Origin of the sequence: Roseofilum acuticapitatum BLCC-M154, from assembly GCF_030068475.1 — a bacterium.
GTDB lineage: Bacteria > Cyanobacteriota > Cyanobacteriia > Cyanobacteriales > Desertifilaceae > Roseofilum > Roseofilum acuticapitatum.
Genome location: NZ_JAQOSP010000055.1, coordinates 1 through 11,696, shown reverse-complemented (window position 1 = coordinate 11,696; position 11,696 = coordinate 1). Strand labels below are relative to the sequence as shown.

Sequence of the window (11,696 nt, the reverse complement as noted above, 5' to 3'; positions counted from 1 at the left end):
CCACTCCGACTCCATCCCGAACTCGGTAGTGAAACACAGCAGCGGCGACGATACTTTGGGGGTAACCCCAGGGCAAAATAGCTCGGTGCCAGGTTACTTTTCCTCAAAACCCCTTCTTACATCAAGGGGTTTTGTTGTTTTAAAGGGTTAAGTTTGTTTTTGATTTTTAATGAGTTGACCGTTTGCGGTAGATGAGTTCGAGTTGGCCGCCATATTCTTGGATGAGGGCAATTTGTCGGCGATATAGGCCTCGGAATAGGTTAGTAAAGAGTAGGGTAACGATCGCCACGACTAACCCAGCAGCAGTGGAAATCAGGGCTTCACTAATGCCTGCGGTTACGCCAAGATTGTCTGTACCACCGAGATCGCCAATACGCAGGGAAGAAAAAGCATGTATTAAGCCGAGAATGGTTCCCAATAAGCCTAGAAGAGGGGCAACTGTAATCACCGTTTCAAAAAGGGTATTAAACCGCTTTAGGATGGGAATTTCTGCTTGTCCAGCACTTTCAAGAGCTAATCGAAATTCTTCTGGGGTGGGTTGATCGAGTTCTAGGGCAGCCAAAAAAATTCTGGCTAGAGGTAAATCTCGATTCTGATCTAATTTGATCAAAGTTGTTTTCACATCCTGACGATAGATCTGTAATACTTCTTGTGCCAACGGTTTTTGGCGGCGCGTAATCTGCCACCAAAAGAGAAGCCGTTCTAAGATTAAAGTAGTTGCTAGGAGAGAAAATCCTAACAACGGCACAATGACAATTCCACCAAAGGAAAATAGGTTGTCGATCACGTTTAGCGAAGAAATAAGAAGCTAATTACCAGGAAAACGATCGATTTGAGCATAGCCGCTAAAGAGTAAGTTTTTGCCTTGGGTTTCTAAGCGATTAATCCGTAAGGTTACCCCATCTAGATTAAATCGATCTAGATCAACCATATCATTCAAGAGGTCAGCCAGCACTTGGGTAAGAGATTGGGCACGATCGCAGAGTTCTGGGGGAATAGCCTCTGATTCAAACTGAGCATCACTAAATAAGATGCGTCGCCGACGTTCCACCACCAGTGTTGCTCTCATGGCAATGGGAATTAAATCCGAACCACCCACATCGGTTTTAGCAAAGAGTCGAATTTGGTTGTTCGGGAGTAACTCAACTGAAACCTCCTTAAACGAAACGGGATTTCCTCCAGACAAGGCGGTAAAAGCGGGTTGATTCAGATTCTCCAAGCGCTTAGTCACCAATTTTGCCTGGAAAGATTGGTTAATGCCAGATTCAGACAGAGTGATTTGGGCAACGGCTTGAGTGGGTTGCTTGAGGCGCAATTTACCCCCAAGGAGGGCGCTGAAATCGAGGGCTACAGCGTCCGTCTGAAAAGACATCTCCTCCATGGGAAAATCATTGCGAATGAGCAAACCTCGCCCTTGCATTTGCAAACCATCGATCGCCCCTTGTAGAAGTTTGCTTGATGGATAACAGCGAATAGACACCTCAATCGATTCACTGCGGGTGAATAGATGACGAATAGACTGGCTCGCCACGGTATTGAGGAGCTTTTCTCCCATATCTGTATTTCCAGGACTGCCAAAGAAACCGGTGACACCAGTAAACATGCTGTTTTTGGGTTAGATACAAGTTCTACACTCGATTAATGTAACAAATTGTAAAGGAACCGACAACAGGCTCACCTCTAGCTAGAGACAGATCTAGCTATGGGGGCGGGTTTGAGCATCAGGGAAGAGGATAAAGGGGTACTCTGGTGTCTTCAAGCCTGCGATCAAGGATAAAACCGTCAAGACTCAGGGCTTATTGGGGGGGGAATTCATCAAAAAATGTAAAAATCTTTATTAAGAATCAATTCAACACCTTGAGAATATTTTAAGGTTGAGGCAACCTAGTAGAAGAGAGGTAAGCCAGAATTGAGCAATTCATGGATTAGTTAAGTCCCATTCTAAGTGTCTTCCGAGGGTATAACCATGCATACTTTAAATCACGATCTAGATACTAAACTTATAGAGGCGGATGGCCGATACCTAAATACACAAGAACTGTATCCGTTAGAGCAGTATTTTCAAAGCTATCAACTCCGGCTCAAGACCTATCAGCTTCTCAGTGAAAACAGTGAAAAACTGATTGTGAATACCCTCCGAAAATTTGCCCAAGCCTACCCAGAATTGATTAAAAATCATGGCGCTCGATGCAAATACGATATGGGGTCTGTTCTTCGTTACATTGCCTTGTCAATTCTGCGGAATGATGAGCTATTCTTCAAAGAACAAATGATGTTTTGGCTTGATACTATCTTAGTGGCGTATAAACGCAGTAGTCATTGTACGAGGGTTTATGACTATTTGCATAAAGAAGTCGATGACTTATTACCACCTGATTGTAGTAGTTTAGTGCATCCTTATATCAAAATTATTACGGTGATGTTGAACTCGCATGTTTAAGTAAACCCCAGAAATGTTGTGGAGGAAAATAAACCCATGAACTGCCCCCCTAAACCCATAACCGTGAGCCGCACTTCGTCAGAAGAAGAACGTCAGCAGGCGCTTACAGGGATCTATTACCAAGTTTTGGAGCGTCAACCTTATCAGTATGAACACAAGGTTTTGCAGAAAGCTGAAGATCAGTTTTTACATGATAAGATTGGAGTGCGTCGGTTTCTAAAAGAGCTAGGTCATTCATCGGTATATCTAGATTCTTTTTATCACCGTTACTCCAATGTGAAGTTCTTAGAAATCTGCTTGAAACACTTTCTCGGTCGTGCGCCAAAGGATAAGGCAGAAATTCAACACTATTCGCAGATTTTAACGACGAAAGGAGTCGATCAGCTCATTACTGCCATTCTGGATTCAGAAGAATATCGGAAAGTGTTTGGCTGTTTTACGGTTCCTTATGCGCGATCGCAGAAATATTATCAATCTCCCCAATCTTATCTAGAAACCCAGTGGTTAAACGCTGAACATATCGGGCAACGGGGAACGGCTATTCCCACGCGCTATTGGCATGACTTAGGTTTGGTGTGTGATGCTGGAGTGTGTCATCCGGAAGCTGATGTAATTCTCAATCCTCCCATTTCCAATGAAGTCGAACAAGCGGTTCAGAAGTTAGTCAAGTTAATTGAATCTGAACAAGGGCAAAAAGCATTAGCCTCCGTTGCCCCCCAAAAACTGGAAAAATTACGGGCAGTGATTGGTTAAGGATTATCAATTGTTCTGCCTTCATAACTCACACCTGCTTCGGCAGGTTTTTTTATGTGTAGAGGAATAATTCGATCGCTATCCTAAATTTGTTATCACAGAGGAGATCCTTTCATGTTTGAGCATGACCTTATGCCTAAATACACAACCCGGTGGATCTCTGGCCTGATCTTATCTTCACTGGTATTCACCCTGATTCTAGTCACCAGTAATTTAAGCTGGAGTCTATCCCCTAAGATCCAACCGTCTTCAGATCGACAAGAGTTAATCACATTGGTTAACCATCTAGAGCAGATGTGGAAAGAAGAGTTTAGCAACTACTTTCAATCTGATACCAGAGATATCCGAGGACTACAAGCACCAGAAATTGTCCAGTTTCTAGCTCAGAAGGAGAAAGAAACGGGAAAAACTCCAGCGCTTCTGTATATCCATCCGATGTTGGAACACCTAGAGTTACTGTTAATCGCGGCTCAGGGTAATGTGACGTATCGTGAGATTCCAGAAGCCTCTAGGGATAACCTGGTGAAGATAGCGGATGAATTTCGGGCTACAGTCACCAATCCCCGATATCTTCGCACGACGCGATATGAATCCTCAGCGCAACAACTCTACCAGTGGATGATCGCCCCCATAGAAGCTGAATTACAAAGGGAAGGGATCGATACTTTGCTCTTGTGTACGGGGAAGGGATTAAGATCGGTTCCGTTTGCTGCCTTATTTGATGGGAAGCAATTTTTAGTGGAAAAGTATAGCTTGGCGCTAATCCCAGCGTTTAACTTGATGACGGTGGGAGCAGATAACCCTCAAAAGATCCAAATTTTGGCCATGGGAGCATCGGAATTTAAGGATTTAGCTCCGCTACCGGCAGTTGCCCTAGAATTGGAATTACTCCGTGATGGGATGGTGCAAGGACAAAATGTCTGGGAAAGTCGAGCCTTTTTGAATGAGGAATTTACCTTAGAGAATTTAAAAGCCCAATTGCAAGCCCAGAATTTTAATATTGTTCATTTAGCCACCCATGCAGAATTTCAGCCGGGACAGCCGAATCAATCCTATATTCAATTTTGGGATACTCAGCTTACCCTGGATCGGATGCGGCAATTGCCCTTAGATAATCCGCCTTTGGATTTACTGGTATTGAGTGCTTGTCGAACGGCTATTGGCGATCCGGAGGCGGAATTGGGGTTTGCGGGATTAGCGTTTGAAAGTGGGGTACAGTCTGCCTTAGCGAGTCTGTGGTATGTCAGTGATGGGGGGACGTTGGCGCTGATGAGTGAATTTTATCAGCAGTTACCTGGGGTTTCGATGAAAGCGGAAGCTTTGCGCCAAGCGCAACTGGCTCTGTTGCGAGGAGAAGTGAGTTTGGGCGATCGCCAATTGCGCGGAAGTCGGGGAGCGATACAACTGCCTTCAGAGTTGGGGAATTTAGCCATTGATAATCTAGCAGCTCCGTTTTATTGGTCGGCGTTTACGCTAATTGGTTCTCCTTGGTAGACAGAGGGTAAGGGGCATCAGCGACAATGGGAACGGATTGATCTTAAGTGGAGAATATACTGATGATATTTAGATCTCAAGGGAAACAGTGGGTTGCATTGGCTCTGGCAAGCGTGCTGGTTCTATCCGGTTGTGCGGGAAGTACCGGCTCGTCGTCTTCGAGTAGTAGCCAACGGAATGCGGCTCCAGCCGTGAGTCAGGAGGCACTTCCTGGTTCTAGTTTTAATCGCTTTTTCCCTAAGTCTGGGGATGGGTATGAGGTGGTTGCGGCTCAGGAGAAAAATGGGTTTTCTGAGTATAAGCTGAAGAGGGGAGGAAGCGATATGGCAGTTTTGTCGATTTCCGATACGATTAGTTTGCCTGCGGCTCGGAAAAAGTATGAAAACAGCAGTCGGAGGATTGGGGGATTTCCTGCGGCAAGTCAGGGGAGCAATATTACGGGGGTTTTGGTGGCGGATCGGTTTCAAGTCAAGGCCCAATCTCGCGATCAGTCGTTTACAGAGGGCGATCGCCAAACTTGGTTGCAAAAGTTTGATTTGCAAGGGTTATCCAGACTGAAATAATGGATTAGGGGCGGGTTAAACCGCCTCTGGAATGACCGATCGATGGACAGGGATGAAAATGACAAATTTGGCGGTACTGGAACAGACGGTAGCATCGATGTTGAATCCTAAACTAGCTACTCCTGATGCGGGGGAGGTGGTTGAGGAACTGTTGGATTGGGAAAAGCGGGCGAAAAGGGAGAAAGTGCCCTATGGCTTCGAGCAACTGGAGGGAGCTTGGCGCTTGTGTTGGATCGCGGGGGAGAAACAACGGGGGCGATCGCTTAATTTGACGCAGATGAAGTTAGCACAAACCCTGCTGCGGGTGATTCCAATTCAATTGGTTTATCGTCCCTTACCCGATTTTGAAGCGCTTGAACGGGATAAGTTTGAAGCCGGAGAAGTCGAAAATCGGATTCAAATCGGCTTATTTACCCTAGTCGTTTTCGGCCCTGCTAAACATTTAAAGTCTAATTCTATTATAGCATTTGACTTCACTACTATGCAAGTCAAATTCTTCAATAAAGTCCTCTTTTCTACCCTAATTCGCAACGGTGAAAATCGCAATGCCCAATTCTATGGTGCGCCCATCCGGGAACTGGCTTTTTTCAACTATTTTCTAGTGAAAGAGAACCTGATTGCGGCTCGCGGACGCGGGGGTGGGTTAGCCCTTTGGGGGCGAGTTAATGAGTAATGAGTAATTCTAGAAAAAAAACTCCCCTTTAGCAATGGAGATCACTGCACCTCCGACTTCAACCGAAATACGATCCTCAGTCCGTTTTGCTCTCAGTCGTAATAGGGAGGGGCGATTGATTTCATAGCCTTGTTCTACCCGCACATTAATCTCCTGGGTTCCTAAATAATTATGTTCCACTAAATAGCCTGCAAAACAGCCATTAGCGCTACCGGTTGCCGGATCTTCGGGAACCCCTAAATAGTCGGCAAACATGCGAGCGCTAAACGTATTTTCCGGATGTTCAGTTTCCGGACAAAAGACAAAAATCATTTTTACCGGTTTGTCTTCTATAAACTCATAATAGAGAGATTGCTGAATTCGACATTGCTTGAGAGCCGCTTTATTTTTCAGGGGGACAATCACAAAAGGAATGCCCGTAGAGACCGTTTGGATGGGAAATTTATCATCAATATCTTCAGGTTTGAGACTCAAAATTGGGGCAATTTCTTCCCTCCAATAAGTTTCTGTAAATTCGGGAGGATTTTGCGTCATCCATAAAATATCTGAACCTTGATCTTCAGTTTGCCAATGGACAGGAATTTGTCCAACTTTAAGGTTTAGGGTGACTTGATGAACGGCTGAGGCAATAATTGCTTGCTGGATAATGTAGGCAGTTCCTAGGGTGGGGTGTCCCGCAAAGGGAAGTTCTTGCGTGGGGGTAAAGATGCGGACTGGGTAGCCACCATTTTCCGGGCGATCGCCTAAAATAAATGTGGTTTCTGAAAAGTTGATTTCCTTGGCAATGGTTTGCATCATTTCCGTCGTCAAATCTCCCCCGTTGAGGATGACAGCTAATTGATTACCGCTATAGGGTTTCACGGCAAAGACATCAACGATATAAAAGGGAACAGAAGCCATGGAAAGTTAGATGATTAGGGTTGCTCTATTGTAGTTTATCAAAAAATTAACGTCTCAAACCACAAAACGATGAATCGAACCTCAGTCTATTGGAAAAGAAGCCTACAAGTTCTTCTCGGTATTCTTCTCGCTGTCATTATTGGGCTAGTGAGTGGGCTTTTCTGGAGTGCTTCCGCCTTTGAAGTACGTCTGTTGCACACCAACGATCATCACGCCCATCTAGAACCGGTAGAGATGGGAGAAAATCAGACCTTGGGAGGCATTTCTAAGCGCAAAACCCTAATCGATCAACTCAGAGAAGAAAGTGCGCTCGCCAATCAGCCAGTATTAGTCTTAGATGCGGGGGATGTCTTCCAGGGAACACTTTATTTTAACACCTACCAAGGGCAAGCAGATGGTAAATTTTATAATGCGTTAAAGTATGATGCCATGACCCTGGGCAATCATGAATTCGATCGGGGTCAAGAGGTGTTAGCAAAATTTATTCAAGGGAGTGATTTTTCCTTGGTTTCGGCCAATCTCAAAATTGCGTCTAGCTCTCCTCTCTCTGGGTTAGTTAAGCCCTGGACTATTCTGGAAAAAGAGGGGCAAAAGATCGGGATTTTGGGACTGACTACTCCGGAAACTATGAATATGGCAGAAGTTGGGGAAGGAGTAGAATTTTTAGATCCAGTGGAAGCGGCCAAAGAAGCAGTCAAAGCGTTAAGCGAAGAAGGAATTAATAAAATCATTGCCCTCACCCATCTGGGAATTACTGAGGATCTAAAGTTAGCCCAACAAGTCGATGGAATAGATGTAATTATTGGCGGCCATTCCCATACCAGAGTCGGAGATATGCCAGAGGCAACTTATCCCTATCCCATTGTGGAAAAAACACCCAATGGTCAACCCATTTTAGTTGTCACGGCTTGGGAATGGGGGAAATATTTAGGGGATTTAGATATTACGTTTAATCGCCAGGGAAATCTCCAGAACTGGCAGGGAAATCTCCATCCTGTAAATGCAGAAATTACCGATCATCCTCAATTCCAGGAGATTTTAGAGACCTTCGCTCAACCCATCGATCAAATGAAGGCTAAAGTAATTGGCAAAACTCCGGTTAAACTGAATGGCGATCGCCCGGATATTCGCCAAAAGCAAACCAACCTAGGCACTCTTTTAGGAGAAGCATTGCTGACCAAAACAGTCCTTAACAATACTCAAATTGCAATTATTAATGGAGGTGGAATTCGAGGAAGTATTGCAGCCGGAGAAATTAGCATCGGTGATGTTTTAGAAGCTTTCCCTTTTTCCAATACGATTATTGAAGTAGACTTAACGGGAAAACAGATTAAAGAGCTTTTGGAATATGGGGTGAGTCAAGTGGAGACACTCGATGGTTGTTTTCCCCAAGTGGCGGGACTGAAACTGGATTGGAGCGCCGATTTACCGGTGGGTTCGCGGATGCTGAGTATCGAAACTCGACAAGCTGATGGTTCTTATGTTCCTCTGGATTTAGAAAAAACTTATCGGGTGGTGACTTCTAGTTTTCTGTTCAAAGGAGGAGATGGATATAGCCTATTTGCTGAAGGTAAAAATATGATGGATACGGGGTATTTATTGTCTGATACTCTGATAGAATATATCCGCGATCGCTCCGACATTAACCCGTAACCCTTGGTTGTCCCTATCCCATGTTGTTATCCGTCCTCAAAAAGCGCCTAGGCTTATCCGAAGATCAACTGAAAAGGCTAGGCGCATTTCTGCTGCTGGCCTTAACCTTAGTGGGAACTCAAGGGTTAGCGTCTTTGCTGGCTCGTTCCCTGTTTTTGGCTAATGCAGGGGCGGATCAACTGCCTTTACTCTATACCTTAACCCCGATTTGCATTATTATCATCTCTGGTTTTTTTTCCCAGGTGATTGGTCAATTTTCCCATAAGCGCTTGCTGCAATTGCTGCTGTTAGGTAGTGCCCTGTTTATGTTGGGGTTAAGAATTTTGGGATGGTTAGAGTCTGGACTCTATATTCTGTTTATCTTTTATATTTTTTCCGAAGTCGTCAGCGTGCTGGTGATTAAAATCGGCTTTTGGAATTTGGTGGCGGATTATTTTACGGCGTTGGAACTGAAGCGCTATACCTCCTATTTAAATTTAGCTTCTAGTTTAGGCTATTTACTGGCGAATACGATCGCCGGTATTGCCCTTCAGGTGATTAAACCCTCTGTGCTGGTGATGGCGCTGCCGGTATTGTATGGGCTGGCGATCGCCGAAATGGTCTATATTGAAATTGACCAAAAGGATATTGAGGTCAACGAACCGCAACAACAAGCGCAGCAACAAGCGCAAACCCTCCGAGAGTCGCTCCAGCAATTTCCCCAACTGATTTCCCGCTATCCCATTGTTCTCTTTCTGACTGCCAATACCTTCCTGCTCTTACTCTTACGCTTGTTAGGGGAATATCAATACTCCGCCATCTATGCTAATACCCTGGGAGATGCCCAAAAATTGGGCAGTTTCCTAGCAGTAATGGCCAGCCTATTGAGTCTATTAGAATTTGGCTTATCGTCTTTGGTCACCCCCGTTTTAATCCAAAAATTGGGAGTGCGACGGATGAATTTGATTTATCCTCTCGCAACTCTGGCAAGCTTTGTTGGGTTATGGGTTGCTCCGGGTTTGGGTTCGGCGGTTTTCACTAACATAAACCAACGCTCCCTCAATTATGGTATGGCAGAAGCGGTACGTCTGCTGAACTATAATGCGGTTCCCCCGCGCATTTTGGGGCGGTTTCGAGTTTTGAGTGAAGGGCTATTTTCCCCGATTGGGCAAGTGTTAGGGGGTTTGATTCTTCTAAGCGCCCAAAAGTGGGGAAATTTAAGCACAACGGCCTTATTGGGTATCGGTTTAAGTGTGATTTATAGTGGGGTGGGTTATTTGACCGGTCGCAGTTATCTAGATTCTTTAATGTCTATGGTAACGGAAGGATTGGTGAATTTAGAGGGGGTGAAAACGGGATGGGTAAAGCTTCCGGCTTCCTATCAAGAGGAAGTAAAAAAAATGCTCACGGGTGGCGATCGCCAAACTCAGCTTTTAGGGCTACAATTAGCTACTCGTCTCCAGAACCCTAGCCAGGTGTTGCCGGAAGTGAAAACCCTGTTTTCCCACACCCACCCGGAACTGCGCCAGGGGGTAGTGACGTTTCTGAGCCAACTTCCGGCTGAGGATCAAAGCTTTTGTACCCGGAATTTGTTAGAGTCAACGGATCGCCTAGGACGGGCGATCGCCTTAGAATTGTTGATTATCTGTCAAAAACCGGTTCCTGAACCCCAGCGATCGCAGTTTTGGGAAACGGGAAACCCAGAAATTCGCGCCCTGATTACCCTGGCAGACCTGCAAACCTCAAAAACCTCATTACCCGATGATTTAGACGCTTGGGCGGCCAATTTGCCCCCCCAGAGCCAACAAAATATCATCCATATCATCGCTCGCACCAGTAACCCCGATCTATTCATTCTGCTTGACCCCCTGATCCGCCATGCTCCCTTGGAAGTCCAGCAACAGGGGTTAGAGTATATAACCTGCCTCAACTGCGAGCTGTTTGCCCAGATCCGGGAGTTGGCCGCTTCCCAGTTGGGTCATAGCGATCCCCAGGTGAGAGCCACAGCCATTGAAATTTTGGGCAAAGCGCCGGAGGAAAAGCTTCTCCCCTATTTAGCCCAAGCTTTAATGGACGGCCATCCCCATGTGCGCGAACAAGCTGCCCAGGCCTTAGCCCATGGGGGAGAGAGGGCCCTATTTTGGGTGGAACCCTATCTAGAGTCGCCCCGTGCCGAAGTGGTGGATGGGGCGATCGCCACCTTGGGATATATGGGCACACCCCGCGCCGAAGATCGGCTCTATCACTATTTAGCGCCCCAGTTACAGCAATTTAGCCGCAGTTGGGACTGGCGGCAGCAGATTCCCGCAGACCGTCCCCAGTGGCAACTTTTGGCGATCGCCATCCGGGACTATCAAAAACGGGTTCTAGACCGGGTGTTCCATACCCTCTCCAGCCTGGGCTGTGGCGATACTCTGGACGCGCTCAAACAGGTGATTCATTCCCAGAATTTACGCGATCGGGCCAATGCAGTGGAAACCATCGCCTCCCTGCGCTATCGTCGATTTGTCCAACCCCTACTCCCCTTCCTGGAAACCTGGGCTAGTGGTGGCTTGCCGCAACAGGACATCGAGACCGATGCCCAATGGATGAAAACCCAGGGCTATAAACTGATTTTAGAGAGCCTCGCTTCCCAAGACCGATGGTTAGAACTCGGTGCAATGGTAGCCCTGGTGGACATTCCTAAGACTCTGATCCAAACCCCCGATCCTCTGGTGCAGCAGGTGGCCAAAACCCTATTTCCCGCCGGAAGCCAAACCTGTCACCAGGAGCAAACCCTAGAGCGGATCTATATCCTCACCCGCGTTCAGCTCTTCCGCCATTTTTCCTTAGATGAGTTACTGTTGATTAATCAGGAATTAATCGAAGAACAGTTTGCCCCCGAAGAGGCGATCGTTACCGAAGGATCTCAACGCCACCATCTCTATATTCTCGCTTCCGGAACCGCTCAGATTGTCAAAACCATCGGCGGGAATCCCCAAATCCTGGCTACCTTCCACTCAGGGGATTACTTTGGAGAAGCCCAACTCTTTAACCAAACCCCCGCTTGGGCGGATGTGATCGCCCAGAGCAATTGTACTTTACTGAAATTAGAGAGCGATCGCTTCCTCGATTTGGTCTACCAAAAACCCGATATGATTATAGAAATTTGCAAACGCTTCAGCGCCTTCCTCAAGCAAAGTCTAGAAGAAACCGAGATTACAGTCTAGGAATGGGGGGATGGGGAGATGGGGAGATGGGG

At 46.2% G+C, this 11,696-nt stretch carries 10 protein-coding genes and 1 rRNA gene; 8 read left to right on the top strand and 3 right to left on the bottom strand.

Annotation, left to right across the window (positions count from 1 at the left end):
* Positions 1 to 94: ribosomal RNA gene (gene rrf / locus PMG71_RS24110) — 5S ribosomal RNA — on the top strand; the annotation flags it as partial.
* A 72-nt stretch (positions 95 to 166) separates the two neighbouring features.
* On the opposite strand, the gene PMG71_RS07885 is transcribed toward rrf, so the two are convergent.
* Positions 167 to 784 (bottom strand): MotA/TolQ/ExbB proton channel family protein, encoded by a 618-nt coding sequence (locus PMG71_RS07885; RefSeq protein WP_347179225.1) that lies wholly within the window; start codon positions 782 to 784, stop codon positions 167 to 169.
* Between the two features lie 24 nt (positions 785 to 808).
* A complete protein-coding gene (locus tag PMG71_RS07880; protein WP_283753111.1) occupies positions 809 to 1,603 on the bottom strand; it encodes an LmeA family phospholipid-binding protein in 795 nt (264 codons plus the stop codon).
* A 363-nt stretch (positions 1,604 to 1,966) separates the two neighbouring features.
* Here PMG71_RS07880 and PMG71_RS07875 point away from each other — a divergent pair, with 363 nt between their 5' ends.
* The 5 genes from PMG71_RS07875 to PMG71_RS07855 all read left to right on the top strand — a co-directional run bounded on the left by PMG71_RS07875 (position 1,967) and on the right by PMG71_RS07855 (position 5,923).
* Entirely contained in the window at positions 1,967 to 2,440 is a 474-nt protein-coding gene (locus PMG71_RS07875; RefSeq protein ID WP_283753110.1) for a globin family protein, read from the top strand.
* Between the two features lie 36 nt (positions 2,441 to 2,476).
* Complete coding sequence (locus PMG71_RS07870) at positions 2,477 to 3,193, top strand: phycobilisome rod-core linker polypeptide (protein WP_283753109.1); 717 nt, start codon at positions 2,477 to 2,479, stop codon at positions 3,191 to 3,193.
* Positions 3,194 to 3,325: 132 nt separating this feature from the next.
* The gene (locus tag PMG71_RS07865; RefSeq protein ID WP_283753108.1) at positions 3,326 to 4,687 is read left to right on the top strand and encodes a CHAT domain-containing protein; all 1,362 of its coding nucleotides are present in this window, start codon (positions 3,326 to 3,328) and stop codon (positions 4,685 to 4,687) included.
* 62 nt (positions 4,688 to 4,749) lie between these two features.
* A complete protein-coding gene (locus PMG71_RS07860) occupies positions 4,750 to 5,250 on the top strand; it encodes a hypothetical protein (RefSeq protein ID WP_283753107.1) in 501 nt (166 codons plus the stop codon).
* A gap of 52 nt (positions 5,251 to 5,302) precedes the next feature.
* Positions 5,303 to 5,923, top strand: coding sequence for a hypothetical protein (locus PMG71_RS07855; RefSeq protein ID WP_283753106.1), 621 nt, complete (start codon positions 5,303 to 5,305; stop codon positions 5,921 to 5,923).
* Positions 5,924 to 5,932: 9 nt separating this feature from the next.
* On the opposite strand, the gene PMG71_RS07850 is transcribed toward PMG71_RS07855, so the two are convergent.
* A complete protein-coding gene (locus tag PMG71_RS07850) occupies positions 5,933 to 6,823 on the bottom strand; it encodes a PhzF family phenazine biosynthesis protein (RefSeq protein WP_283753105.1) in 891 nt (296 codons plus the stop codon).
* A 69-nt stretch (positions 6,824 to 6,892) separates the two neighbouring features.
* Between PMG71_RS07850 and PMG71_RS07845 the strand changes: the two genes are divergently transcribed.
* Positions 6,893 to 8,476, top strand: coding sequence for a bifunctional metallophosphatase/5'-nucleotidase (locus PMG71_RS07845; protein WP_283753104.1), 1,584 nt, complete (start codon positions 6,893 to 6,895; stop codon positions 8,474 to 8,476).
* A 20-nt stretch (positions 8,477 to 8,496) separates the two neighbouring features.
* Positions 8,497 to 11,664 carry an MFS transporter gene (locus PMG71_RS07840; RefSeq protein WP_283753103.1) on the top strand — a complete coding sequence of 1,056 codons (3,168 nt, stop codon included), beginning with the start codon at positions 8,497 to 8,499 and terminating at the stop codon, positions 11,662 to 11,664.
* The last annotated feature ends 32 nt before the right edge of the window (positions 11,665 to 11,696 follow it).

What these genes read in the sequence shown, in the direction of transcription:
- PMG71_RS07880 (WP_283753111.1), bottom strand. Translation starts at nt 1,603, where the DNA reads ATGTTTACTGGTGTCACCGGTTTCTTTGGCAGTCCTGGAAATACAGAT.
- PMG71_RS07875 (WP_283753110.1), top strand. Translation starts at nt 1,967, where the DNA reads ATGCATACTTTAAATCACGATCTAGATACTAAACTTATAGAGGCGGAT.
- PMG71_RS07870 (WP_283753109.1), top strand. Translation starts at nt 2,477, where the DNA reads ATGAACTGCCCCCCTAAACCCATAACCGTGAGCCGCACTTCGTCAGAA.
- PMG71_RS07865 (WP_283753108.1), top strand. Translation starts at nt 3,326, where the DNA reads ATGCCTAAATACACAACCCGGTGGATCTCTGGCCTGATCTTATCTTCA.
- PMG71_RS07860 (WP_283753107.1), top strand. Translation starts at nt 4,750, where the DNA reads ATGATATTTAGATCTCAAGGGAAACAGTGGGTTGCATTGGCTCTGGCA.
- PMG71_RS07855 (WP_283753106.1), top strand. Translation starts at nt 5,303, where the DNA reads ATGAAAATGACAAATTTGGCGGTACTGGAACAGACGGTAGCATCGATG.
- PMG71_RS07850 (WP_283753105.1), bottom strand. Translation starts at nt 6,823, where the DNA reads ATGGCTTCTGTTCCCTTTTATATCGTTGATGTCTTTGCCGTGAAACCC.
- PMG71_RS07845 (WP_283753104.1), top strand. Translation starts at nt 6,893, where the DNA reads ATGAATCGAACCTCAGTCTATTGGAAAAGAAGCCTACAAGTTCTTCTC.
- PMG71_RS07840 (WP_283753103.1), top strand. Translation starts at nt 8,497, where the DNA reads ATGTTGTTATCCGTCCTCAAAAAGCGCCTAGGCTTATCCGAAGATCAA.